The 25,055-nt window shown below is 72.0% G+C and carries 14 protein-coding genes; 4 read left to right on the forward strand and 10 right to left on the reverse strand.

Annotation, left to right across the window (positions count from 1 at the left end; translation table 11 throughout):
• Nucleotides 1–4: 4 nt before the first annotated feature.
• Nucleotides 5–823 carry an enoyl-CoA hydratase/isomerase family protein gene (locus I2W78_RS29130; RefSeq protein ID WP_196463215.1) on the reverse strand — a complete coding sequence of 273 codons (819 nt, stop codon included), beginning with the start codon at nucleotides 821–823 and terminating at the stop codon, nucleotides 5–7.
• A 59-nt stretch (nucleotides 824–882) separates the two neighbouring features.
• Between I2W78_RS29130 and I2W78_RS29135 the strand changes: the two genes are divergently transcribed.
• Complete coding sequence (locus I2W78_RS29135; protein ID WP_307783839.1) at nucleotides 883–2,136, forward strand: CaiB/BaiF CoA transferase family protein; 1,254 nt, start codon at nucleotides 883–885, stop codon at nucleotides 2,134–2,136.
• Here the strand turns inward: I2W78_RS29135 and I2W78_RS29140 are convergent, their stop codons facing one another.
• Nucleotides 2,137–3,786, reverse strand: a complete 1,650-nt coding sequence (locus tag I2W78_RS29140; protein WP_196463216.1) for a FadD3 family acyl-CoA ligase — start codon at nucleotides 3,784–3,786, stop codon at nucleotides 2,137–2,139.
• Nucleotides 3,787–3,849: 63 nt separating this feature from the next.
• Here I2W78_RS29140 and I2W78_RS29145 point away from each other — a divergent pair, with 63 nt between their 5' ends.
• Together I2W78_RS29145 and I2W78_RS29150 are read left to right on the forward strand one after the other, a co-directional pair.
• Nucleotides 3,850–4,761, forward strand: coding sequence for an SDR family NAD(P)-dependent oxidoreductase (locus I2W78_RS29145; RefSeq protein ID WP_196463217.1), 912 nt, complete (start codon nucleotides 3,850–3,852; stop codon nucleotides 4,759–4,761).
• 25 nt (nucleotides 4,762–4,786) lie between these two features.
• Nucleotides 4,787–5,212: a nuclear transport factor 2 family protein gene (locus I2W78_RS29150; RefSeq protein WP_196463218.1), complete on the forward strand. Its 426-nt coding sequence runs from the start codon at nucleotides 4,787–4,789 to the stop codon at nucleotides 5,210–5,212.
• 50 nt (nucleotides 5,213–5,262) lie between these two features.
• On the opposite strand, the gene fabG is transcribed toward I2W78_RS29150, so the two are convergent.
• Genes fabG through I2W78_RS29165 form a run of 3 tightly spaced genes read right to left on the reverse strand, consistent with a single transcriptional unit; the run spans nucleotide 5,263 to nucleotide 7,739 of the window.
• Nucleotides 5,263–6,006, reverse strand: coding sequence for a 3-oxoacyl-ACP reductase FabG (gene fabG / locus I2W78_RS29155; RefSeq protein WP_196463219.1), 744 nt, complete (start codon nucleotides 6,004–6,006; stop codon nucleotides 5,263–5,265).
• A gap of 46 nt (nucleotides 6,007–6,052) precedes the next feature.
• A complete protein-coding gene (locus tag I2W78_RS29160; RefSeq protein WP_196463220.1) occupies nucleotides 6,053–7,267 on the reverse strand; it encodes an acetyl-CoA C-acetyltransferase in 1,215 nt (404 codons plus the stop codon).
• 19 nt (nucleotides 7,268–7,286) lie between these two features.
• Nucleotides 7,287–7,739 (reverse strand): MaoC family dehydratase, encoded by a 453-nt coding sequence (locus tag I2W78_RS29165; RefSeq protein ID WP_196463221.1) that lies wholly within the window; start codon nucleotides 7,737–7,739, stop codon nucleotides 7,287–7,289.
• A 64-nt stretch (nucleotides 7,740–7,803) separates the two neighbouring features.
• Between I2W78_RS29165 and I2W78_RS29170 the strand changes: the two genes are divergently transcribed.
• Nucleotides 7,804–8,601: an enoyl-CoA hydratase/isomerase family protein gene (locus I2W78_RS29170; protein WP_196463222.1), complete on the forward strand. Its 798-nt coding sequence runs from the start codon at nucleotides 7,804–7,806 to the stop codon at nucleotides 8,599–8,601.
• A gap of 133 nt (nucleotides 8,602–8,734) precedes the next feature.
• Here I2W78_RS29170 and I2W78_RS29175 read toward each other — a convergent pair whose 3' ends face one another.
• From I2W78_RS29175 to I2W78_RS29195, 5 genes are all read right to left on the reverse strand, one after another.
• Nucleotides 8,735–15,343 (reverse strand): non-ribosomal peptide synthetase, encoded by a 6,609-nt coding sequence (locus I2W78_RS29175; protein WP_196463223.1) that lies wholly within the window; start codon nucleotides 15,341–15,343, stop codon nucleotides 8,735–8,737.
• Nucleotide 15,344: 1 nt separating this feature from the next.
• On the reverse strand, nucleotides 15,345–16,391 hold the full coding sequence (locus I2W78_RS29180) for a GntG family PLP-dependent aldolase (RefSeq protein ID WP_196463224.1): 1,047 nt from the start codon (nucleotides 16,389–16,391) through the stop codon (nucleotides 15,345–15,347).
• On the reverse strand, nucleotides 16,388–23,590 hold the full coding sequence (locus I2W78_RS29185; RefSeq protein ID WP_196463225.1) for an amino acid adenylation domain-containing protein: 7,203 nt from the start codon (nucleotides 23,588–23,590) through the stop codon (nucleotides 16,388–16,390). The genes I2W78_RS29180 and I2W78_RS29185 overlap by 4 nt, the downstream gene beginning before the upstream one ends.
• A gap of 72 nt (nucleotides 23,591–23,662) precedes the next feature.
• Nucleotides 23,663–24,733, reverse strand: a complete 1,071-nt coding sequence (locus I2W78_RS29190) for an ornithine cyclodeaminase family protein (protein WP_230885628.1) — start codon at nucleotides 24,731–24,733, stop codon at nucleotides 23,663–23,665.
• Between the two features lie 39 nt (nucleotides 24,734–24,772).
• Complete coding sequence (locus I2W78_RS29195) at nucleotides 24,773–24,991, reverse strand: MbtH family protein (protein WP_230885629.1); 219 nt, start codon at nucleotides 24,989–24,991, stop codon at nucleotides 24,773–24,775.
• Between the last annotated feature and the right edge of the window lie 64 nt (nucleotides 24,992–25,055).

Below are 25,055 nucleotides of genomic sequence, written 5' to 3' on the forward strand. Positions count from 1 at the left end.
GGCGTCACCGGCCTTGAAAGCCGGGATCGCGGCGCTCGGCGAACGCCTTGAGCCCCTCGCGGAAGTCCGGACTGCGGCTGCTGAGCTCCATGGCGTACGCCTCATCGGCGAGGTGTCTGCGCAGATCGTGGTCGGCGCTCGCGTTGAGCAGTGCCTTGGTCAGGCCGAGCGCCACGGTGGGGCCGGTCGCCAGCTCCGCCGCGAGCTGCTCGGCGGCGGACATGACCTCGTCGTCCGGGACCGCGGCGTGGGCGATTCCCCAGGCCTCCGCCTCGGTCCCCGAGAACTCCCGCCCGAGCATGAGAAGTTGGCGTGCCCGCTGGGGCCCGACGGCGCGGGGAAGGAGCCACGTACTGCCCGAGTCCGGAGTGAATCCCCGACGCAGGAAGGGATACCAGAAGCGGGCATCGGCCGCGGTCACCGTGAAATCGGCGGCGAGCGCGAGCTGCGCTCCGATCCCGACGGCCGAACCCCGGACGGCACAGATCACCGGGAGCTGGATCTCGAGGAGCAGGGGGACGAGCCGGTTCGCCTGGGTGGGAAGTCTGCGCTGGATGCTGCCGGTTCGCGGCTTGGGGCCGGTGTTCCGCGCGGCGTTGCGGCCGACGATGTCGAAGCCGCTGCAGAATGTTCCGCCGGTTCCCGAGAGCAGCACGGCCCGCAACTGCTCGTCGGTCGCGGCCCGTTCGAGTGCGGCGATGAAGGCCGCCATCGACACGTCGTTCAGCGCGTTGCGCCGCTCGGGGTTGTCCAAGGTGATTCTCAGGACAGCGTCGTCGACGTGTAGGTCCAGGCCCTGTGCCGACGAGTAGATCGAACCCACGCCCACCTCCTGAATATTATATATAGTTGACCGTACTGCTCGGACGGAGGGAGTCGCAAGTGACCGACGACGCGCCAGTGGGATCCCGGCTGCTGGCCGGGCTCAGGGTCGTGGAGTGCTCGATGCTCGGTCCGGGGGCGGTCTCCACACCGCTCGCCGACCTGGGCGCGGACGTGATCAAGGTGGAGCCGCCGGGAGGCGACTACATACGCGAGATGAGCTGGCCCATCGTGCAGGGGGACTCGCTCCTGCACCTGCACATCAGCCGTGGCAAGAACAGCATCGTGCTCGACCTTCGCACTCAGGCGGGCAGGGAGATCTTCCTGGAGCTTGTGGCCGGTGCCGACGTGGTGATCGAGGCCATGCGGCCCGGCGGGCTCGACCGCAGAGGCCTGGGCTTCGGACGGCTGACGGAAGTCAACCCGCGTGTCGTGCTGTTCACCATCACCGGATACGGCATGACCGGCCCGTATCGCGATCTGCCCAGCCACGGGATCGCGTACGACGCGTGGGCCGGGACCGTGGCCCCGGTGCCCGGTCCCGAAGGTCTTCCGTCGATCCCGGACCACACCTCGATCGGCATCACCGCGGGTCCGCTGTACGGCACCGCGGCGATCCTGGCCGCAGTACTGCGCGCTCGCGAGACAGGCGCCGGCTGCCATCTGGAAGTCGCCCAGTCCGATGCGGCAGCGGCCTTCGACTGGTTGCGCAGCGAAGGCCACCGCGCCCATGAGCGTCCCGCCGACGAGGTCACCGGAAATCCCTCCGACGGTCTGGAGCGGCGGCCGCCGGGCACGGCCGGTATGGCGGACGGCGTCCGCTACCAGTTCTACGCATCGGCGGACGGCCACGTCCTGTTCATGGCCTCCGAGCAGAAGTTCTGGAAGAACTTCTGCTCGGCCGTGGGCCGCGACGACCTCTACGAGGCCCGCCCGGGAGCCCACCTCGCCGACCACGCGCGCGGCGACCTGTGGCTGCGCCGCGAACTGGCCGACGTCTTCCGGCAGCGCACGACGGCGGCGTGGATCGAGCTGGGGCTCGCCCATGACGTACCGATCGGGCCGGTGAACACGCCGGCGACGATCGCGGCGGACCCGCAGTTCGGCGAGCGGATGCCGTGGCAGTGCGCGGAGCGCCTCGGCGCGGATCAACTCCCCTTCCCTGTACGCGTGGTGGGGGAGCAGCCGCCCGCGGCCAACGCCAAGGCGCCGGCGCCCGGCGAGCACGCCGAGGAGATCCTGCGCGACCTCCTCGGCTACGACGACGCCCGGATCGAAGCGCTGCGGACGGCCGGAGTCCTGGGTACGGCCTGATCAGCTCTGGGAGGGCGTGGCGAGGCGTTCGCGCAACTCGCCTTTCAGTACCTTCCCGGAGGCGTTGACCGGCAGGTCCGCGACCACGTGGACCTGCCGGGGCACCTTGTAGTTGGCCATGTTCGCCCTGGCCCAGGTGATGACGTCCTCGGGGACGAGGGTCGTGTCACGGCGCGGCACGACGAAGGCGGCTCCCACCTCGCCCATGCGAGCGTCCGGGACGCCGACCACGGCCGAGCGGGCGATACCGGGATGGCCGTCCAGGATCCGCTCGATCTCCGCCGGATACGCGTTGAAACCGCCGACTATGTACATGTCCTTCATGCGGTCGGTGATCCGGAGCCTGCCGTCCGGGTCGAGCAGTCCGATGTCGCCGGTGTGCAGCCAGCCGTCCTCGTCGATGGTGGCCGCGGTCTCGGACTCCTCTCCGAAGTACCCCTTCATGACGGTGTATCCGCGGACGACGATCTCGCCCTCCTCGCCGGGCGGTACAGCGGAGCCCGAACCGTCCAGCACGGCGACCTCGATGCCGGGCAGAGGATGGCCGCAGGTGGTGGCGACCGCCTCGGGTGGATCGTCGTAGCGGCACATGGAGACGATCGCGCACGACTCGGTGAGTCCGTAGCCCGTGACGACGTGGTCGAAGCCGATCTCCTCCTTGATACGGGTCAGCAGCCTCGGCGGCACACTGGCCGCACCCGTCACCGCCAGTCTCAGATGCGCGACGCCCTCGGCGCTGAAGTCGGGGTGCTCCAACATGGTCTGATAGAGCGTCGGCGTACCGGGAAGGACGGTGACGCGTTCCTGTCGTACGACCTCGAGCACATGCGGCACGTCGAGCGTGCGCTCGGGCAGCACCGTGGCCCCGACGATCAACGACGCGAGCCAGCCGGCCTTGTAGCCGAACCCGTGGAAGAACGGATTCACGACCAGGTACCGGTCGCCTTCGCGCAACCCGACGACCTGGGCCCAGACCGCGTACGCCCGCAGTGTCTGGCCGTGTGTGCACATCGCGCCCTTGGGATGTCCGGTGGTTCCCGAGGTGAAGAGCATGTCGGACAGGTCGTTGGGTCCGATCACGGCCGCCCGGCGGATCACGTCCGCCTCGTCCACCGTCTGGCCGAGGTTCTCGAATTGCCGCCAGGCGAGCAGTGGTCCCGTCGCGTCGCCGTCCATCAGCACCACGGTCTCCAGCAGCGGCAGACCGCTGAAGGGAAGCCCGCCGGCCGCGGGTCCGGTCTCCTCGGCAAGCCCGGCCGCGTAATCACGTCCAAGGAACTCCCCGGTGACGACGAGCATGCGTGCCCCACTGCGGGCCAGGATGTACGCGGCCTCGGCCGGCTTGAAGCGCGTGTTGAGCGGCACCAGCACCCCGCCGGCCCGTTGCAGCGCCAGCGCGGTGACGATCCACTTGCCGCTGTTCGGGCCCCAGACGGCCACCCGGTCGCCCTTGACGAGGCCTGCGGCGAGGAACGACCGGGCCAGCCGCGTCACTCGGGCGTCGAGTTCGGCGTACGTCCAGCGGTCCGCGCCCTCGGCCACGGCCTCGGCGGAACCCAGGCGGGCGGCCGCATCGCTCAGGAGCGCGCTGGTCGTTCCCCAGCGCAGGTCGGCTCGGGGATCTGTGGTTGGCCTGTCTGTTGTGGCCATGCTGCATCTCCTCCCAAGAGATTGATAATATATATAGTCTGCAATCGCTCTCGGGAGGTCCGTATGCCCCGTCTTCTGGAGGACAAGGTCGCGATCGTCACGGGCGCAGCCCATGGGATCGGCCGCGGCCATGCTCTGGAACTGGCCCGACACGGCGCACGCGTCGTGGTGAACGACGTCGGCGCGTCCGTACGCGGTGAGGGAGAAGGGAAGGACGCCGACGAGGTGGTCGACCTCATCACCGGGCGCGGCGGGACAGCCGTGGCCGACTACTCGGACATCTCCGACGCCGATCGCGTCGAAGCCCTCTTCGAGCGCACCGTCGCCGAGTTCGGCCGCGTGGACGTCGTGGTCAACAACGCGGGCATAGCGCGCGACAGGATGATCTGGAACATGTCGCCGGACGACTTCGACACAGTGATGCGCGTCCACGTCCGCGGTTCCTGGCTGACCACGCACCACGCGGCCCGGCACTTCAGGGAGCGAGTGAAGGGCGGCGAGCAGGTCCGCGGACGGATCATCAACACGACGTCCGGGGCGGGCCTGAGCGGCAACATGGGCCAGTCCAACTACGCGACGGCCAAGGCGGCGATCGTAGGCCTCACTCTCACCACGAGCCTTGAGCTGTACAAGCTCGGTGTGACGGTCAACGCCGTCGGCCCCGGCGGCATGACGCGGCTGACCGCGACGATGGGCGCGGACCTGGTGCCGTTCGAGCCCGACCAACTGGCCGAGGACGAGTACCACCCCATGGATCCGGCGGGCAGTTCCCCACTCGTCGCGTGGCTCGCGAGCGATGAGGCCCAGCATGTGACGGGCCAGGTGATCCGCGCGATCCACGACAAGATTCACCTCATGGGCGGCTGGCACGAGGCACGCAGCATCTGCAGCGGCGAGAAGCGCTGGGACGCGACGGCCCTGGGCGCCTCGATCGCGACAGATCTCTTCGGCACCCGCGCGGCCGGGCTTCGGTAGGCCTCCGGCTGTGGGGGAGAAGCAGATGGACACGACGTCCGAGCGCGAGCGTTCATACGGACAAGCGCAGTTCGAGATCAGGAACGTGCTGGCACGGATCGCGCACAGCTCGGACGAAGGCACGCTGGAGGAGTACGGCGCGTGCTTCACCGAGGACGCGCGCTGGGAGATGCCCGGCCAGGTCGTGCGCAAGGGGCGTACGGAGATCTGCCTCGCCGGCGCCGAGCGGAGGGCATCCGCCATCGCCGGGCCGGGAACCCGTACGAGACACCTGATCAGCACCACCGCGGTCACTGTCCATGGAGACGAGGCCGTCGCCGAGTCCTGCTGGCAGTTCTATGTCGGGACCGGTGGGCGCCCGGTGCTGGCTTCGATGGGTACGTACCGGGACACGTTCCGCCGCACCGACGAGGGCTGGCAGGTGACGGAGAGGATCGTCCGCCCGGGGTGAGCGCACAGCACCGCGCGGGTGACCGTCACCAGGGACGGCCACCCGCACGGTCACATGTGCCGACCACCGGTCACTTCGAGCACCGCACCGGTCATATAGCTCGACAGCTCACTGGCCAGGAACAGCGCCACCTTGCCGATCTCCTCGGGCTCCGCGGCCCGCCCCATCGGAACTCCGGCGAGCTTCTCCTCCCAGATGTCCGGCCGCAGGGCCTCGGTCATCGCGGTGCGGACCAGACCCGGCTGGATGGCGTTCACCCGGATTCCCAGGTGCGCCAGTTCCTTGGCCGCTGCCTTCGTCATGCCGACCACACCGGCCTTCGCCGCGCTGTAGTTGGTCTGACCTGGCAGCCCCACCTTGCCGGAGATGGACGAGATGTTGACGACGGCCCCGCCGCCCTGTTCGCGCATGCGCGCTGCGGCGTACTTCAGGCCGAGCCAGGTGCCGACGAGATGGACGTCCATGACCTCGCGGAACTGCTGAACGGTCATCCTGCGAAGCGTGGCATCACGGGTGATGCCCGCGTTGTTGACCAGGACGTCCAGCGCGCCGTACCGCTCGACCGCGGCCCCGGCCAAGGCCTCCACCTGGTCCTCGACGGTGACGTCGCAGCGTACGGCTGAGGCCTGAGCCCCGGTGTCGCACAGCGACTTGGCGGCCGCCTCGGCCGCGTCGAGGTCGATGTCGGCGACGATCAGCCGCGCTCCCTGGGCGGCGAAGACCCTGGCGATGGCGAGACCGATGCCCTGACCGGCGCCGGTGATGATCACGCTCTGCCCCTCAAGAAGTTTCATCGAAGCTCCTTCACGTGGTGGTGCCTACGCGGTGATCTGCCGGCCTCTACGCAGCGATGCGCTCGAAGACCGCGGTCAGGCCCTGGCCGCCTCCGATGCACATGGTTTCCAGGCCGTAGCGCCCCTGCCGGCGGTCGAGCTCGCGCAGCAGTGTCGCGAGGATCCGGCAGCCGGTGGCACCGACGGGGTGGCCGAGTGAGATCCCTGACCCGTTGACGTTCGTGCGCTCCCAGTCCGCGGCCCCGAAGCCCCACTCCCGCGTGCAGGCGAGGACCTGGGCGGCGAAGGCCTCGTTGATCTCGATCAGATCGATGTCGGTGAGCTTCAGTCCCGCGCGTTCCAGGGCGATCCGGGTGGCGGGAACCGGGCCGATGCCCATAGTGCGCGGTGGTACGCCGGCGACGGCCCAGGAGACGACCCGGGCCATGGGGCGCAGCCCCAGTCGCTGGGCGTTGTCCGGATGGGTGACGACGCAGACCGCGGCGCCGTCGTTCTGGCCGCTGGCGTTGCCCGCCGTGACCGTCGCCTCGTGGTCCTGAGCGGCCAGGACCGGACGCAGTCGGCCGAGCGACTCCAGGGACACCTCGGGCCGCGGGTGCTCGTCGGCGTCGACCACGGTCACACCCTTGCGGCCGGCCACCTCCACCGGCACGAGCTCGTCGGCGAACCGACCCTTGCGTTGGGCGTCCACGGCGCGCAGATGCGAGCCGAGCGCGAGCTCGTCCTGCTCCAGACGGGAAATGCCGTACTCGCGCCGCAGGTTCTCCGCGGTCTCCAGCATCCCGCCAGCCACGGGATGGAGCTGACCGCCCGCGGTGGTACGCCCACGCGCCAGTGCATCGTGGAGGGTGAGCGCCCCGCCCTTGGCACCCCAGCGGGCCTCGGTCGTGTAGAACGCGGCGGAGCTCATGCTCTCCGCGCCGCCCGCGACCACCAGGTCGCTGACCCCCATGCGCACTTGCATCGCTGCGTTCAGGACGGCCTGCAGCCCGGAACCGCATCGCCGGTCGATCTGCAACCCCGTGACGGTCTCGTCCAGACCGGCGTCGAGGGCCGCGACCCTGCCGATCGCCGGCGCCTCCGAGGTCGGATAGCACTGACCGAGCTGCACCTCGTCGATGTCGGCCGAGGACAGACCGGTGCGCTCGACCAGGGCCCGCAGCACGGTGGCCGCCAGGCCGACGGCGGGCACATCGCGCAGCGCACCCCCGTACCGGCCGACGGGCGTACGCAACGGCTCGCAGACAACCGCTTCTCGCATACGACTTCGCCCTCCCGCTTCAGGCGCTGTATCGCAGCAGCATGGCCGCCACGCACGCCGGCTTGTTCCCGCCCTCGATCTCCCACGTGAACGCCATCCGCACCTGGACGCCGCCCGGCACCTCCTCGACCGCTTCGAGTGCCGCGCCCACCCGCACCTTGGAGTCCACGGGGACGGGGGCGGGGAATCGGATGCGGTCGTAGCCGTAGTTCACGCCCATCCGCATCCCTTCGATGCGGAAGATGTCGTTGACCATCCGAGGCCCCAGCGACAGGGTGAGCAGCCCGTGCGCGATGGTGCCGCCGAAGGGGCCGTCCTTGGCCCGGTCCGGGTCCACGTGGATCCACTGATGGTCACCCGTCAGATCGGCGAAGGTGTTGATGTCGGCCTGCGAGACCGTTCGGTAGTCGCTGTACCCGAGGTGCTCACCGACGGCCGCGCGCAGCTCGTCGATTCCGTTAAGGACGCGCATCGGACCCCCAATTCAAATATCATATACAATCTTCCTTCTATCATGGATCGACTGAGGAGGTCCATTGCGCACCCACTCCGCGGCCGACGGGTCACAGGCCGTGCTCTACGGGGTACACGACCGCGTAGCACATGTGACGCTCAACCGGCCGGAGGTGTCCAACGCCATTGACATCCCGCTTGCGCGACAGCTGAAAGTGGCGATGAGAAGTGCCGGGGAGGACACCGATGTTGACGCCGTGCTGCTCATGGGGGCGGGAAAGAACTTCTGCGCCGGCGGCGATGTCGCGGCCATGGCAGCCGCCGCGGACCGGCCGGCGTTCCTCACGTCCCTTGTGCGGGCCGCGCATGAAGCAGTGAAGGTCATGGATGCGATGCCGAAGCCGGTTGTAGCGGCGGTCCAAGGCGCGGCAGCCGGAGCCGGGTTCGCGCTCGCGCTGGGAGCCGATGCCGTCGTGGCGGGCGGCTCGGCGAGGTTCGTCACCGCCTACACTTCGATCGGCCTGTCGCCTGACAGCGGACTGTCGTGGCTTCTTCCACGAGCGATCGGGCAGCAGCGGGCCCTCGAACTCATCATGATGTCAGCCCCGGTTGATGCTGAGCGTGCGAGGGAACTGGGCATTGTGTCCCAGGTGTGCGACGACGAGCTCGTCGGGGAGAGCGCGCATCGCCTGGCTGTGCGTTTGGCATCAAGGCCCACTCGTGCGCTCGGTGAAGCCCGACACCTGGTGCGTTCCTCGTGGGCCGATGGTTTGGAGACCCACCTCGACCGCGAGGCCGAGGTGATCTCGCGCTTGTCCGCAGGCGCGGAAGCGGCGAATCTGATCGCTCAGTTCCTGGATGGATCACGACCTTTCGCTTAGCCCTCCCCGCCGAACCTCCCCGCATCCCTCCTCTCCTCAGCCAGCGCCCCGCGCATCGCTCCGGCCACCCCGCCGCGAACTCTCGCCCAGCTGGGGGGACCGGTGCCGGGCTCCCTCCGGCCCCCCGCGCCCGTCAGAGTGTCGTGCGGCGTCGGGCCCGGCGTACCACCGGTACCTCCGGTTCCTCGGGTGTCTCCTGTGTGTCCCGGCTCTCGGCCAGGGTTGCGAGGGCGGCGACGGTGGGGTGGGTGAAGAAGTCCCGCATGGTCAGGGGCATCCCCAGGGCCGTGCGGAGTTTCGACACCGCCTGGGTGGCCAGCAGTGAATGGCCGCCCAGGGTGAAGAAGTTGTCGTGCACGCCGACGCGGTCGGTGTCGAGCAGCTTCTGCCACACCGCCGCGATGGTGTGCTGTGTGGGTGAGGTCGGGGGCTCGTACGTGTCCTCGGCGGGCAGTTCCGTGGCGAGTGCCGCCAGGCGGGTCGCGTCCACCTTGCCGTTGGGCGAGGCGGGGAAGGCGGCCACGGTGCAGAAGCGGGCGGGGATCATGTGGTCGGGCAGCCAGCGGGCGGCGTGCTCGCGCAGGTCCCGGGCGGTCGGCTCGGCGTCCGCCGCGGTCACGACGTAGGCGGCGAGTTGCCTGCCGCGGCTGGGGTGGTCCTCGGCGAGCACCTTGACCTGGGTCACCTCCGGGTGCCCGGCCAGGGCTTGTTCGACCTCGCCGAGTTCGACGCGGAAGCCGCGTACCTTGACCTGGTCGTCGGCGCGGCCGCGGTACTCCAGTTGGCCTTCCGCGTTCCAGACCACGATGTCGCCGGTGCGGTACATCCGTTCGCCAGGTGCGCCGAACGGGCAGGCGACGAAGCGCTCCGCGGTCAGGGCGGGTCGGCCCGCGTAGCCTCGGGCGAGTGCCGCGCCCGCGAGGTACAGCTCGCCGGGGACACCCGGCGGCACCGGGCGCAGTCGGTCGTCCAGGACGTAGCAGCGTGTGTTGTCCACGGGACGGCCGACGGGGGGAGCGTAGGGCCACATGGCGCGCTCGGCGGGCAGCGCGTAGCTGGTCGTGACGTGGGTCTCGGCCGGGCCGTAGTGGTTGAGCAGCCGGCAGTGCGGCCGCTCGGCGAAGAAGCGACGCATGCGGTCGCCGAGCACCAACGCCTCGCCCGCCTGGGCGACTTGGCGCAGCGCGGCCAGGCCCAGACTCTCCTCGTCGGCGATCCGGGCCAGGGTCTCGATGACGACGTTGGGGGCGTACAGGGTGGTGATCCGTTCACGGTCGAGCCAGCGTACGAACCCAGCGAAGTCCTCGCGGACGTCCAGGTCGGGGACGACGAGTTCGTCGCCGTCGACAAGGGTGGCGAGGATCTCCTGGGTGCTGACGTCGAAGCTGGGCGTGGTGAACTGCGCGGTGCGGCCGGGGCCGTGGCCGGGTCCTGCATCGGCCTGCCAGGTCAGCAGGTTGATCAGGGTGCGGCCGGGCATCAGTACGCCCTTGGGGCGGCCGGTGGATCCCGAGGTGTAGACGAGGTAGGCCGGGTGGAGGGGGTGGGTGGGGCGCACTCGCTCCTCGTCGCGCAGGTCGTCGGTCGACTGCCGGCCGAGGGCGGCGGTGTGGTCCGCGGTGTCGAGGTGGATCGTCCGGGCCGGTGGCCGGCCGTGGAGGGTCGCGTCGACGGCGGTGGTGGTGAGTGTCAGGGCGGGGGACGCGTCACGGAGCATGTAGGCGACGCGGTCCGCGGGCTGGCTCGGGTCCAGGGGGAGGTAGGCGGCGCCCGCCTTGACCACCGCGAGCAGGGCGATCACCTGCTCCGCCGAGCGGGGCAGCAGGAGCGCGACGATGTCCTCCGCACCCACCCCGCGTCCCACGAGCAGACGGGACAGGCGGTTGGCCCGCTCGTTCAACTCCCGGTAGGTCAGCGTCAGTTCACCATGGCTGAGGGCGGGGGCGTCGGGGGTGCGGGCCGCTTGGTGTTCGAAGAGGGCGGCGAGTGAGGTCCGCGGCAGGGTGCGGTCGGTGTCGTTGCGCTCGCTCAGCAGGAGGTGGCGCTGCGCGGCGTCGAGGAGATCCACGTCGGCGGGGCGCCGGTCGGGGTCGGCGGCCAGGGCCGTCAGCATCCGGGTCAGGCCGGTCACGAGCCATTCGGCCGTGCCGCGCTCGAACAGGTCGAGCCGGTAGGTGACGTAGCCGCCCAGGCCCGCGGGCTCGCCCCGCGTGTCGCGCTGCTCGGTGATGTTGAACAGCAGGTCGAACATGGAGTGCCGCAGCTCGAAGGGGAAGTCACGGACCTGGAGTCCGGGCAGGTCGAGTTCGCCGCCCGCGTTGTTCTGGAAGGCGAGCATCACCTGGAACAGCGGGTGGCGGCCGACCGAGCGGGCCGGGTTCAGCGACTCCACCAGCCGGTCGAAGGGCAGGTCCTGGTGCGCGTACGCGGCCAGGCTGTGGGAGCGGATACGGGCGAGGAGTTCGGCGAACGTCGGGTCGCCGGAGGTATCGGTGCGCAGCACGAGGGTGTTGACGAAGAAGCCGACGAGGTCGTCGAGGGCTTCGTCGGCGCGGCCCGCGAGGGGTGTGCCCAGCGGGATGTCGGTGCCCGCCCCGGCCCGGGTGAGCAGCGCGGCGAGCGCCGTCTGCACCACCATGAAGGTGCTGGTGCCGGTGCGCTGCGCGAGGTCGGTCAGACGCCGGTGCAGGGCGGCCGGTACGGCGAAGGGGACGGCGCCACCGCGGTGCCCGCTGTCGGGCCTGCGCGGTCGGCCGGTGGGCAGGTTCAGTTCGTCGGGCAGTCCGGCCAGTGCTTCTGCCCAGTACGCGGTCTGGCGTGCGAGCACGCTGTCGGGGTCGTCGGGCGCGCCGAGCAGCCTGCGCTGCCACAGGGTGTAGTCGGCGTACTGGACGGGCAGCGGCTCCCACTGCGGCGCCCGGCCCGCGCGGCGGGCCGTGTAGGCGGCCGACAGGTCCCGCCACAGCGGTCCGATGGACCAGCCGTCGCAGGCGATGTGGTGCACCACGACGAGCAGGACGTGGGTGTCGGGTCCCGCGGTGAACAGATGGGCGCGCAGCGGCGGGTCCACCGTGACGTCGAATCCCGCCGCCGCCGCGGCGGCGACCGGCTCGCTCAGGTCGCCGGGGCCCTGCGCGGTGGCCGTGTCGTGCAACCGCAGCCGGGGGCGCGCCTGTTCGGGGCTCAGCAGGTACTGGTGGGGTTCGCCTTCGGTCGCGGGGAACACCGTGCGCAGGCTCTCGTGGCGGCCCACCAGGTCGCCGAGCGCCGCTTCGAGCGCGGCGACGTCGAGCGGGCCGGTGAGGGTGAGCGCCCACGGCATGTTGTAGACGGCGCGCTGGTCCTCGAACCGGTTGAGGAACCACAGCCGGCGCTGCGCGTACGACAGCGGTACGGTCTCGGGGCGCGGTGCGCGTTCGAGGGCCGGGCGGCTCGCTCCCCGTACGCCCAGGCGGGTGGCGAGTTCGGCGACGGTGGGGGTTTCGAACACGGCGCGCAGCGGGAGTTCGACACCGCATTCGCCGCGGATGCGGGTGATCAGACGGGTCGCGAGCAGTGAGTGGCCGCCGTGGGCGAAGAAGCTCGCCTCGACATCCTCCCAGGGGTGTCCGAGGACCTCGGTGAACAGTCCGCACAGCAGGTGTTCGGCCTCGGTGCGCGGCCCGCGTCCGGCCTCGCGCGCCCCGTGGTCGGGGGCGGGCAGTGCCTTGCGGTCGAGTTTGCCGTTGGGGCTGAGCGGCAGCGCGTCCAGCGGGACGAAGACCGCGGGGACCATGAACGACGGCAGCGACCGGGCGAGCCGGGCGCGCAGCGCGGTGATGTCGAGCGGGGTGCCGTCGGCGGGGGTGACGTAGGCGGCGAGGTACTTGTCGCCGGGCCGGTCCTCGCACACGGTCACGGCCGCGTGGGCGACGTCGGGCAGTTCGGTGAGGGCCGCCTCCACCTCGCCGGGCTCCACCCGGAATCCCCTGATCTTCACCTGCTCGTCGGAGCGGCCGAACATCTGCAGAGTGCCGTCGGGCTGCCACTGGGCGAGGTCGCCGGTGCGGTACATGCGCTCGCCCGGGGCGCCGAAGGGGCAGGCGACGAAGCGTTCGGCGGTGAGCCGGGGCTGGTGGGCGTAGCCGCGGGCGAGGCAGTCGCCGGCCAGGTACAGCTCGCCGGTGACGCCCACGGGCACCGGGCGCAGGCGGGTGTCGAGGACGTAGGCGCGGGTGTTGGCGATGGGGGCGCCGAGCGGGGCGGACGCGGGCCAGCCGGCGCTGTCCTCGGGGAGCGTGTACATGGTCACGCCGTGGGTCTCGGCGGGTCCGTACACGTTGTGCAGGCGGCGTCCGGAGCCGGGCCGGTGTCCGGCGCGGGTGCGTTCGCCCAGGGTGAGGGCCTCGCCGCCCTGGATGACGTCGGTGAGCGTGTCGAGCGGGATGCCCTGTTCGCGGGCGGCCTCGTACAGGGCCTCGATGACGGCGGTGGGCGCGAACAGTTCGTTGACGCGGTGGCGTGCGATCCAGCGGGCGAGCTGTTCGGCGCTGCGGCGCACCTCGTCGGGCGGGATCACGAGCGTCTTGCCGTGCAGCAGCGTCGCGAGGATCTCCTCGACGGAGAAGTCGAAGCCGACGGAGCAGAACTGGGCGACGCGGGTGCCGGGGCCGCCGGCGGGGAAGGCGGCGCGGTGGGCGGCGAGCATGTTGCGCAGGCCGCGGTGCGGCATGACGACACCCTTGGGCCGGCCGGTGGAGCCGGAGGTGTAGATCAGGTAGGCGGGGTGGTCGTCACGCGGGGGCGGCCCGTGCCACTCGCGTGCGTCGAGCGGCCCCGTGGGCTGCGCGGCGAGCCGGTCGGCCGTCTGCGGGGCGTCGAGGACCAGCGCCTCGACGCCCGCGGGCAGCCCGTCGAGGCGGGAGCGGTAGGTCACCGCGAGCGCGGGGCGGGCCTGGCCGAGCATGTAGGCGACGCGGTCGTCGGGGTAGTCGGGTTCGACGGGCAGATAGGCGGCGCCGGTCTTGAGGACGGCCATCATGGCGACGACGAGGTCCGGGCAGCGCGGCAGCGTCAGGGCCACGACCCGCTCGGGGCCGGCGCCGCGGGCGGCCAGCAGCCGGGCCAGCCGGTCCGAGCGCTCGTCGAGTTCCCGGTAGGTCAGGGCGGCGTCCTCGTGCAGCAGCGCGGTGGCGTCGGGGGTGGCGGCGGCCGCTCGCCCGAAGAGTTCCACCACCGTCCGATCGGGCAGCGGGCGCTCGGTGGCGTTCCACGTCTCGACGACCAGCTCGCGTTCGCTGCCGGACAGCAGGGCGCAGTCGGCGACGCGGGTGTGCGGTGCCTGGACGGCGGCGGCCAGCACCGTGAGGTAGTGCTCGGCCAGGCGTCGTACCCGGGCCTCGTCGAAGAGGTCGGTGGCGTACACGAAGCGGCATCGGTAGCCGCCCGACGCGAGCTTCTCGGCGTGCAGTTCCAGGTCGAAGCGGGTGCTCTGCTCGGCGATGTCGACGATCTGCGCGGTCACCTCGCCGACGTGCCAGCTCTCCTGTGTCTCCAGGTAGTTGCACAGCACCTGGAAGAGCGGGTTGAGGGCCGGGTCGCGGTCCGGCGCGACCTCCTGCACGACCCGGGCGAACGGGGCCTCCTGGTGGGCCTGGGCCTGCACGGTCACCTCGCGGGCGCGCCGCAGCAGTTCGGCGAAGGTGGGCTCGCCCGACAGGTCGGTGCGCAGCGCGACGGTGTTCACGAAGAACCCGACGGTCCGTTCCAGTTCCGGGCGGGTACGGGCCGCGACGGGCGTGCCGACGACGATGTCCTCGCCGCCGGTGTAGCGGTGCAGCAGGGCGGTGAGCGCCGTCAGCAGGACCGTGAAGGGGGTGACGTGTTCGCGGCGGCCCGTCTCGTCGATGGCCCGGGCCACCTCGGGCGGCACGTCGACGGTGACACCGGCGCCGCGGAAGCTGGGTGCGGTGGGCCGCGGCCGGTCGGCGGGCAGCTCGACGGCGGCTGGCTCGCCGCTCAACTGCTGCTTCCAGTACGTCACTTGCTCTTCGACGCGGGCGGTGGCGGCCGGGCCGCGCTCCCACACCGCGTAGTCCGCGTACTGCACGGGCACCTCGGGCAGGCGGCTCTCATGGCCCGCCACGACGTCCCCGTACAGCTGCCACAGCTCGCCGAAGAAGATGTCCTCCGACCAGCCGTCGGTGACGCTGTGATGGAAGTTGGCGAAGAGGTGGTGGCGGGTCGGTGACGAGCGCAGCACGCGGAACCGTACGAGGGGCTGCGCGGACAGCAGGGAGAAGGGGATGCGGCTGTGGGCGGCGAGGCGGCGGTGTGCCTCCGCCTCCCGCTCGTTCTCGGGCAGCCGGGTCAGGTCGTCGCAGGGGATGTCGAGGGTGAGGGTGCGCGCGATGTCCTGGAAGAGGTCCTCGCCCTCCTTGACGTAGCGGGTGCGCAGCACCTCGTGCCGGTCGACGAGGCGGGCGAGGCAGGCGCGCAGCACGTCGATACGGAGCGGGCCGTCGAGGCGGAGGGCGAACACCACGTTGTAGGCGGCGTTCTCGCCGTGCAACTGGTCCAGGAACCACAGGCGTTCCTGTGCGCTGGAGGCGGGCAGCGGGCCGGTCCTCGGGACGGCGGTCACGCGGGCCGCGGCGGCCGTGGCCGTCTCGGCCGGAGGGGTGTCGCCCGCGCCGCCGCGCAGCTTCTGCAGCAGCGCGGCGCGCAGCGCGGCGGTGGAGGGCTCTTTCTCGTGTGCCGTCATGTCAGGCCTCCGCTCCCTGCGCGATGACGCGCCGCACGATGGCGAGGGCCGCGTCGATGCCGGCGGCGTCGACGCCACGGTGGGTGACGGCGCGCAGCCGGCCGTGGCCCAGTTCGGCGATGGCCAGGCCCTGGCGGGCGGCGGCGTCGGCGAAGATCTGCCAGGTGAAGCCGGGGGCCGTCACGCGGAACATGACGATGTTGGTCTGTACGGCGTCGGGGTCGACGGCGATGCCGTCGATGTCGGCGAGGCCCTTGGCCAGGCGCAGCGCGTTCTCGTGGTCCTCGGCGAGGCGCTCGTAGTCGTCGAGCGCGACCAGCCCCGCGGCGGCCAGCAGGCCGGCCTGGCGCATGCCGCCGCCGAGCATCTTGCGGACGCGACGGACGCCGCGCACGAAGTCGGTGGAGCCCACCACCATCGATCCGATCGGCGCGGACAGCCCCTTGGACAGGCAGAACTGCACGGAGTCGGCGTACTGGACCAGGTCGGCGGGCGGACGGCCGAGCGCCACCGCCGCGTTGAAGATCCGCGCCCCGTCCAGGTGGACGCCGATGCCGTGCCGGTCCGCCAACTCCCGTACCTCGCGCTGGTACTCCAGGCTCAGCAGGACGCCGCCGCAGCGGTTCTGGGTGTTCTCCAGGCAGATCAGCGACGGGAGGGCGAACTGCGGGTCCTCCGGGTCGTCGGGGAAGCCGGCCCGCAGCTCGGCCAGGGGCAGCGTGCCGTCGGGCCGGTTGACGACCGGCTCGTAGACGATGCCGCCGCACACGGAGGCGCCGCCCGCCTCGTAGACGTAGATGTCGCTCTCGGTGCCGACCAGGACCTTCGAGCCGCGTGGCGCGTGCGTCATGATCGAGGCCAGGTTCGCCATGGTGCCGCTCGGCATCAGACAGCCCGCCTCCTTGCCGAGCAACTGGGCGGCCTTCTCCTCCAGTTCGCGGACGGTCGGGTCCTCGCCGTACACGTCGTCGCCCAGCCTGGCCCGGCCCATCGCGGTGAGCATGGCGGGGGTCGGCAGGGTGAAGGTGTCGCTGCGCAGCTCGATCATGCGGGTGTCTCCTGTTGCCGAGTCGTGAGGGCGGTGCCGAGGTCGTCGGCGACCGCTTTGACGTGCGGGGGGCGCACGATGTCGTAGTGGCCGGCGTGCAGTTCGCGGACGACGGCCGGGCCCTGCCAGGACGGGGCCCAGCGGGTGGCCTCGTGTCCGGCCGCCGCGTCGGTGCCCTGGTAGAAGCGGACGGCGCCGGGGTAGGGGCGCGGCCGGTGGGCGGCGGCCAGCAGCCGGTTGTTGCGGAACACGGCGTAGCGGCGGGCGAGTTGGGGCGCTGTCAGGCCGCCGGGTCCGTCGTCGGGCCGCGGGGTGTCGAGGTGCCGGGCGAGCGTCTCGACGGCCGCGTCGGTGCGGGCCGCCGCCGCGTGCGCCGCCAGCTGTGCGAGCAGCGCGGCGTCGGCGGCGCGGCCCGCCGAGCTCAGCACGTCCACGGCGAAGTCCCGCAGCAGGTCGGGCTCCGGCGGGGCGGCCGTCGGGAAGCCGGTGTCGATGAGGGCGAGAACCGTGGCGGGCGTGCCGTGCTCGTGCAGGCGGCAGGCCATCTCCTGGGCGACCAGGCCGCCGAAGGACCATCCGGCCAGCGCGTAGGGACCGTCGGGACGCACGGCGAGCACGGCCCGCAGGCAGCGCTCGGCGAGTTCGGCGACGGAGGCGGGCAGGGCATCGGCGTCGTCCAGGCCGGGCGCGGGCAGGGCGTACACCGGCTGTTCGTCGTCGAGGGCGGCGGCCAGGTCGCGGTAGCAGGTGACTCCCCCGCCGACGGGATGGACCAGGAACAGGGGCGTGCGACGGCCGTGGCCGCGCAGCGTCACCACGGGCGCGGCCGCGCCGCCCGCCGGGTCCCGGTGCCGTCGCAGCAGCGCGGCCTGCCGGGCGATCGTGGGGTGTTCGAGGACCGCGGAGACGCGCAGGGCGGCGCCGAACTCGGCGTTGACCAGGGCGACGAGGCGGACAGCGGTGAGCGAGTGCCCGCCCAGGGCGAAGAAGTCGTCGTGCACCCCCACGTCCTGGGTGTCGAGCAGCCGCTGCCACAGCCGCACCAGGCGCTCCTCGTGCGGGTCGCGAGGGGCGACGCGGTGCCCTTGGGGGCGTTCCGTCGCGGGCGGCTGCGGCAGCGCCGCGCGGTCGAGCTTGCCGCTGCCGGTGAGCGGCATGGCGTCCAGGCGCACCCACGCGGTCGGCACCATGGGGGCGGGCAGCCGCTGGGCGAGGTGGGCGGCCGCGTCGTCGGCGGGGTCGAGGTCGGCGCCGGCGGCGGGTACGACGTAGCCGACGAGCCGCTGCCCGCGCAAGGCGACCGCGCACTCGGCGACGGCCGGGTGGGCGGCCAGCACGGCCTCGATCTCCTGCAGTTCGATGCGGACTCCGCGCAGTTTGATCTGGGAGTCGGTGCGGCCCCGGTACTCGAGAGTGCCGTCGGGCAGCAGGCGCGCCAGGTCGCCGGTGCGGTACATGCGCCGCCGGACGCCCGTGCGGTCGGTGTGTGTGACGAAGGCCCGCTCGGTCAGGTCGGGCCTGCCGTGGTAGCCGTCGGCGAGGCCGACGCCGCTGAGGTGGAGTTCACCGGTGACGCCGACGGGCACGGTGCGGCCGCGCGGGTCCAGGACGTGGGTCCGCATGTTGGCGATGGGGCGGCCGATCGGCACCACGGCGCGGCCGTCGTCGCGGCAGTGCCAGGCGGTGACGTCGACGGCGGCCTCGGTGGGGCCGTACAGGTTGTGCAGTTCGGCGTCCAGGACGGCGAAGAACCGGGTCTGCAGATCGTGCGGCAGTGCCTCTCCGCTGCACACGACCCGGGTCAGGCCGGTGCACCGGCGGGCCGCGGGTTCCTCGACGAACGCCTGGAGCATGGACGGCACGAAGTGCACGGTCGTGATGTGCTCGGCGACGATCAGCTCGGCGAGATGGGCCGGGTCACGGTGGCCGCCGGGCCGGGCGTGCACCACGGTGGCGCCCGCGAGCAGCGGCCAGAACAGTTCCCACACCGACACGTCGAACGTGTACGGCGTCTTGTGCAGCACCCGCTCCCCGGCCACGAGCCGGTACTCCTGCTGCATCCACAGCAGCCGGTTGCAGATGGCCCGGTGGGACACGACGACGCCCTTGGGGGTGCCGGTGGAACCCGACGTGAAGATCATGTAGGCGGGGTCGTCGGGAGTGCGCCCGGTCTCCTCCCGGACGGTGTCCGCCGGTACGGCGTCCGGGGCCACCACTGTCGGGCCGGGAACGGCGGCGAACCGGTCCGCACCGGCCGCGTCCGTGACGACCACGGTCAGGCCCGCGGCGTCCACGACCTGGCGGATGCGCCGGTCCGGGTGCTCGACGTCCAACGGCACATACGCGGCACCGGCCTTGAGGACGGCGAGCAGGGCCACGGACAGATCGAGCGAGCGCTCCAGCAGGACGCCGACGAACGTGCCCCGGGCCACGCCGTGCTCGCGCAGCGCGGCCGCCAGGCGCGCCGCCCGCTCGTCCAGGGCGCGGTAGCTCAGCTCGGCCCCGTCGTGGCGCACCGCGATCTCCTCGGGGCGCAGCCGCACCTGTTCGGCGACCAGCGAGTGCAGCAGGTGGGGGCGGTCGCTGTAGTCCCGCTCGGTGGCGTTCCAGGAGGCGATCAGCGCGTGTTCGGCGGGCGAGAGCAGATCCGCGTCCAGGTACGGGCTGTGCGGCGAGTGGGCCATGGCGGCGAGGGCGGCGGCGTAGTGGCCGTGGAAAGCGGTGATCTGGTCGTCGTCGAACCGGGCGGCGTCATAGCGCAGTCCGAGCGTGAGGTCGCCGTCGCCACTCGCGAGGGCGAACTCGGCGCCGAAGGGGAAGTTCGTCGGCGCCTCGCCCTGGGCGTCCAGGACGTCGACAGCACCGTCGTACGTTCCGGTGTTCTCCACGTGGAAGTGCGTGAAGTTGAAGAAGTGCTCGAAGAGTTCCGCGCCGTCGTGCAGCCGCATGATCTCCTGGAGCGGGAAACGGCGGTGCGGCTGGATGTCGATGTCCTGCCGTGCGGTGCGCTCGATCAGATCGATCCAGCTGCCGCCGGTCGAACGGGAGCGGAACGGCAGGGTGTTGAGGAAGACGCCCAGGGTCAGTTCGGCGTCGCGGTCCTCGCCGCGGCCGTTGTGGACGACGCCGGTGACCACGTCGTCGCTGCCGCCGAGCAGGCCCATCACGCGCAGGTGGGCGGCGAGCAGGACGGTGCGCAGCGGTACGTCGAGGCGGGCCGCGAGCGCCGTGAGGGCGGCGGTCACCTCGGGGGCGACGGGGGCCTCGGCGAAGCGCATGTCGCTGTCGCGGTCCTGGCCGATGGCCCGTACCGGGCGGGGCAGCCGGGTCGAGGCGGCGTCCGCCAGCTCCCTTCGCCAGTACGCGGCGCTGTCCTCGTCGGCGAGCGCGGCGGCCTCCAGGGCGACGTAGTCGCGGAAGCGGGCGGCGGGCGGGGCGACGCCGGGGGCGAGGGCGCCGGTGAGAGCGGCGGCGTAGCGGGTGAGGAGCTCCGTGAACAGGGAGCGTTCGCTCCAGCCGTCGAGGATCGCGTGGTGCTCGGTGATGAACAGCTGCTGGGTGTCGTCGGACAGGCGCTGGACGTGGAAGCGGATCAGCGGGGCGCGCTGCCCGTCGAACGGCTCGGCCTGTTCCTGGGCGGCACGCCGGTCGACCGCCGCCTGTTGCCGGGCGTCGGTCAGGTGGGTGAGGTCCTCGAAGGTGACGGGAGCGCTCACCCGGTGGTGCACCACCTGTACGGGCACGGAGCAGGTGTGCAGGTCGAAGGAGGTCCGCAGGATGTCGTGGCGGCCGATAGTGGCGTCGAGGGCGGTGCGCCAGGCCGCCTCGTCGAAGCGGGCGCGCAGCCGGTAGGAGGTGGTGTTGTGGTAGACGCCGGTGCCGCCGCGCGACAGGCCGCTGTGGAAGACCATGCCGAGCTGGGTGCGGGTCATCGGGTAGGCGTCGTCGAGGCCGGGCGGCAGCAGGGCCCGGTCGGCGGCGGACAGCAGGTCGAACGCCCCGGGGCGGCTGCCTTGTCCGCGCGGAACGCGCACGGTGACGGTGCCGGCCAGGTTGCGGACGGTCTTCTTGTCCATCAGGTCGGTGAGCTTGAAGTCGAGCCCTGCCTCGCGGGCGCGGGCCAGCAGCTGAATGCTGCGGATGGAGTCGCCGCCCAGGGCGAAGTAGCCGTCGTCGATGCCGACGCGGCAGCCGAGCACCTCCTGCCACACCTCGACGAGGGCGCGTTCGACCTCAGTGCGCGGGGCGACGTACCGGGCGGCCGGCTCCCGGGCCGCCCGGGGTGCGGGCAGCGCGTCGCGGTCGACCTTTCCGTTGGCGGTCAGCGGGAGGGCGGGCAGTACGGTGCAGGAGGCCGGGACCATGTAGTCGGGCAGCAGCGCGGCCAGGTGGTCACGCAGCGCCCGCGCATCCGGGGCGTCGGCGCCCGGCGCGGCGGCGTAGGCGGCGAGGTAGGGATGGCCCGCGTCGTCGGTGCGCAGCAGCACGGCCGAGTCGACGACGGCGTCGTGGCTGCTCAACGCGGCCTCGATGTCGCCGAGTTCGATGCGGAAGCCGCGCAGTTTGACCTGCCGGTCGATGCGGCCGCAGTACTCCAGGTCGCCGTCGGGCAGCGGGCGCACCAGGTCGCCGGTGCGGTACAGCGGCCCGGTCGCGCCGCTGCCGGGCGGTGCGGGCACGAACCGCCGCGCGGTCAGCTCGGGTTGGTTCAGATAGCCGTCGGCCAGGCCCGCGCCGCCCACGTACAGCTCGCCGGGCACACCCGTGGGCACGGGGCGGCCGTGCCGGTCCAGGACGTACAGACGCAGGTCCGGGATGGGCCTGCCGATGACGCTGCCGCGGCCCTCGTCCAGGTCGCGCAGGGTGATCGGACGGTAGGTCACATGCACGGTCGTCTCGGTGATCCCGTACATGTTGACCAGGCGTGGCGAGCTGTCGCCGTGCCGCTCGAACCAGTCGCGCAGGGCGGGCAGGTCCAGGGCCTCGCCGCCGAAGACGACCAGGCGCAGCGCGAGCGGGCGCGGGGTGTCCCGGTCGGCCCGCATCAGCTGGTAGAACGCCGACGGTGTCTGGTTGAGCACGGTCACCCGCTGCGCGCTCAGCAGCCGGTGGAACTCCTCGGGGTCGCGGCTGGTCTCGTAGGGCACCACCACGAGCCGCCCGCCGTGGGTGAGGGCGCCCCAGATCTCCCACACCGAGAAGTCGAAGGCGTAGGAGTGGAACAGCGTCCACACGTCCGTCGGCCCGAAGCCGAACCAGGGCTCGGTCGCGGAGAACAGCCGGGCGATGTTGCGGTGCGGGATCAGGGTGCCCTTGGGGCGGCCGGTGGAGCCGGAGGTGTAGATGACGTACGCGAGATCGTCGGCGGTGACGCCGCTGTCCGGGGCGGTGCGCGGCCGCGCGGCGACGGCGGCGGCCTCGCGGGCCGGGTCGACGACGTGCAGGGAGAGCCCGTCCCACCAGCGCGGGACCCCGTCGCCGACGACCAGGGTGCGCACCCCGCTGTCGTCGGCCATGAAGCGCAGCCGGTCGGTGGGGTAGGCCGGGTCGAAAGGCACGTAGGCGCCGCCCGCCTTCACGACGGCCAGGAGCGCGACGAGGAGGTCGGCGGTGCGGCGCATGCTCAGCCCCACCAGGGTGCCGGGGCCGACGCCCGCCGCGCGCAGGTGGTGCGCCAACTGGTTGGCGTACGCCTCCAGTTCGGCGTACGTGAGGTGCGCGTCGCCGTCGGCCACGGCGATCGCGTCGGGGGTGCGGGCCGCCCAGTCGGCGAACCGCTCGTGACACAGCCGCGGCGCCGTACCCGTCGAAGCCGTCGACGGGTACGCCTGCCGGGCCAGTTCGGTGTCGGTGAGCACCCGCAGCGCCGACACGGGACCGTCCGGGTCGGCGACGACGGACTCCAGGAGCACCCCGTACTGCTCGGCGAGGAGCGCGATCGTCTCGGCCCCGAACAGGTCGGCGCGGTACTCGAAGGCGCACTCGATACCGGCCGGGGACTCGGTCGCGTCCAGCATCAGGTCGAACTTGGCCTCGGAGAGCGTCACCGGCAGCCACTCGACATCCACGCCGGGCAGCGTGCACTCCAGATCGCCCGACCGGTTCATCCCGAACATCACCTGGAACAGCGGTGAGGACTGCGGACCCCGCCCGGCCCCCGCGAGCTCCACCAGCCGCTCGAAGGGCAGATCCTGATGGTCGTGCGCCTCCAGCACCCGGTCACGGACCCGGTCGAGCAGCTCCCTGAAGGTCGGATCGCCGGACAGGTCGGTGCGCAGCACCGTGGTGTTCACGAACAGGCCGACGGTCCGGGCGAACTCGTCGCGGTTGCGGCCCGCGATGGGCGTGCCGACCAGGATGTCCTCGTCCCCGGTGTAGCGGCTCAGCAGCACGTTGAAGGCGGCGAGCAGTCCCATGAACGGGGTGGCGCCGGACCGCGCGCACAGTTCGGTCAGCCCCTGCGCCGCCCGGTCGGACAGCGCAAAGACATGACTTCCGGCGCCGTCGGGTACGTCCTGGCGGCGCGGCCGGGGCGTGGGCAGCTTCAGGGTGGGCAGCTCACCGGAGAGCCGTCCGCGCCAGTACTCCTCCTGGCGGAGGGCCGCCGCGCACTCCAGCCACTCGTCCTGCCACGTGGAGTAGTCCGCGTACTGCACCTCGGGCGGCTGCTGGTCGTCCTCGGCGCCCGCGATGCGGCGTGCGTAGCCGTGGGACAGCTCCCGGAGGAGGATGCCCGAGGACCAGCCGTCGGTGACGATGTGGTGCATGTCGAGCAGCAGCACCGACGCCTGCCTCGACCTGCGCAGCAGCGCGACGCGGAACAGCGGCCCGGTGCGCAGGTCGAAGGGGCGCGCGCTCTCACGGCGCAGCCACCGGGCCACTTCCTCGTCGTCGTCCGCCGCGGCGGCCTCGTCCACACGCCACGCCAACTCGGCCTTCTCGCTGATGAGTTGGAGAAGCTCGCCGTCCCGCACCGCGAACCGGGTGCGCAGCGCCTCGTGCCGGTCGAGCAGGCCCTGTGCGGCCTCGCGCAGGGCCCGCTCGTCGACCTCGCCGGTGAGTGCGAAGAACAGCGGCACGTGGTAGGTGGAGGCGTCGCCCGCCAGTTCCTGCAGGAAGTACATGCGCTGCTGGGCCCGCGAGGCGGGGAAGACGTAGCAGTCCTCACCGCTGCCGCCGTCCGGCACGTCCGCGGCCACATCATCAAACTGGCTCGTACTCAACGGAGTTGACCCCATCCTTTCACGTGCGGGACTTTCGACGGACCGGCCCTAGCCCGCGGTGGCCGGGGCGAGCCGGTCGCCGGCCGCCAGCGGTGGGTAGACCTCCAGCGCGTCCACCGGGTGGTACTCGATGTCGAGGCCGGTGCCGAGGCCGAGTTCGGTGGCCAGTTCGAGCAGGACGTCGAGGGCGACGTGGTCCTCCAGGGCGAACCCGGTGGAGTCGAAGACGGTGGTGCGCGCACGCTGGGCGTGGGCGGTGGCCGGGTCGGCGCACAGCTGCGGCAGATGGGCGCCGATGCCGTCCGCACCGAGCTGCTGACACTCACCCTCGCGCAGGGCCTGCTCGACGTGGTCGGTGCACACGAACGCCCGCGTCAGCAGCGAGCGGGGCAGCTCGGTCTTGCCGGGCAGGTCCGCGCCGATGGCGTTGACGTGCAGGTGCTCGCGCAGGTCGGCGTCGTGGAAGACGGGGCCCGCGCCGACCTCGACGGAGGTGGCGGTGCACAGGATGTCGGCGGCGGCCACCACGTCGGCCGCGGCGGCGGCCCGTACGTCGAGGCCGAGGAACTCCACGCGCTGCGCGAACGAGGCCAGATGCCGCGGGTTCACGTCATGCACCAGGACCTCGCGGATGTCGAACACCCGGCTGAGGGCGTGCAGTTGGGTCACCGCCTGGGCGCCGGCGCCGATCAGCCCGACGACGCCGCTGTCGGGCCGGGCGAGCAGCCGGCTGGCCACGGCGGAGGCCGCGCCGGTGCGGATGGCGGTGAGCACCACGCCGTCGGCGAGCGCCGTCAGCCGGCCGGTGATGTCGTCGAAGCGGGCGACGGTGCCGAGGATGGTGGGCAGCGCGCAGTGCGCGGGGTTGCCCGGCGAGTAGGCGACGGTCTTGATGGTGACGCTTCTGCCGGGCTCATGGTGCGGCATCCACTCCAGGCAGCCCTCGCCGTGGGCCTGCCTGGTGAACCCGCCGCGGGCGGGCGTGCTGCCGCCCTCGCCGTGGGCGAGCGCGGTGAACGCCGTGGCCAGGGCGTCGATGACGCGGTCCATCACCGCGTCGCGGCCGACGGTGCCGATGATGCGGGAGATGTCGTGGGCGTCCAGAACAACGGTGGTCATGGTCCGGGCTCCGTGGGTGTCGGTGGGGTGGGCGAGCGCTCAGCTGGGGGTGCTCTGCGGTGCCTCGACGAGCGAGCGCGGCCGCAGGTCGGTCCACGCCCGCTCGACGTGGTCCAGGCACTCCTGACGGCTCGCCTCACCGAAGACGCGCTGCCAGCCGTCGGGGACGGCGGCGAAGGCCGGCCACAGGGAGTGCTGTCCTTCGTCGTTGACCAGGACGAGGAACGTGCCGTCGGTGTCGTCGAATGGGTTGGCCATGATGCTGTGGTCTCCGCTCGGTGAGGGACAGGACAGGACAGGGCGGGACAGGACGGCTCGGGCG

Source organism: Streptomyces spinoverrucosus, assembly GCF_015712165.1.
Taxonomy (GTDB): Bacteria; Actinomycetota; Actinomycetes; order Streptomycetales; family Streptomycetaceae; genus Streptomyces; species Streptomyces spinoverrucosus_A.

Coding starts and splice junctions, on each gene's coding strand:
- I2W78_RS29140 (WP_196463216.1), bottom strand. CDS start 3,786: ATGGCCACAACAGACAGGCCAACCACAGATCCCCGAGCCGACCTGCGC.
- I2W78_RS29145 (WP_196463217.1), top strand. CDS start 3,850: ATGCCCCGTCTTCTGGAGGACAAGGTCGCGATCGTCACGGGCGCAGCC.
- I2W78_RS29150 (WP_196463218.1), top strand. CDS start 4,787: ATGGACACGACGTCCGAGCGCGAGCGTTCATACGGACAAGCGCAGTTC.
- fabG (WP_196463219.1), bottom strand. CDS start 6,006: ATGAAACTTCTTGAGGGGCAGAGCGTGATCATCACCGGCGCCGGTCAG.
- I2W78_RS29160 (WP_196463220.1), bottom strand. CDS start 7,267: ATGCGAGAAGCGGTTGTCTGCGAGCCGTTGCGTACGCCCGTCGGCCGG.
- I2W78_RS29165 (WP_196463221.1), bottom strand. CDS start 7,739: ATGCGCGTCCTTAACGGAATCGACGAGCTGCGCGCGGCCGTCGGTGAG.
- I2W78_RS29175 (WP_196463223.1), bottom strand. CDS start 15,343: ATGACGGCACACGAGAAAGAGCCCTCCACCGCCGCGCTGCGCGCCGCG.
- I2W78_RS29180 (WP_196463224.1), bottom strand. CDS start 16,391: ATGATCGAGCTGCGCAGCGACACCTTCACCCTGCCGACCCCCGCCATG.
- I2W78_RS29190 (WP_230885628.1), bottom strand. CDS start 24,733: ATGACCACCGTTGTTCTGGACGCCCACGACATCTCCCGCATCATCGGC.
- I2W78_RS29195 (WP_230885629.1), bottom strand. CDS start 24,991: ATGGCCAACCCATTCGACGACACCGACGGCACGTTCCTCGTCCTGGTC.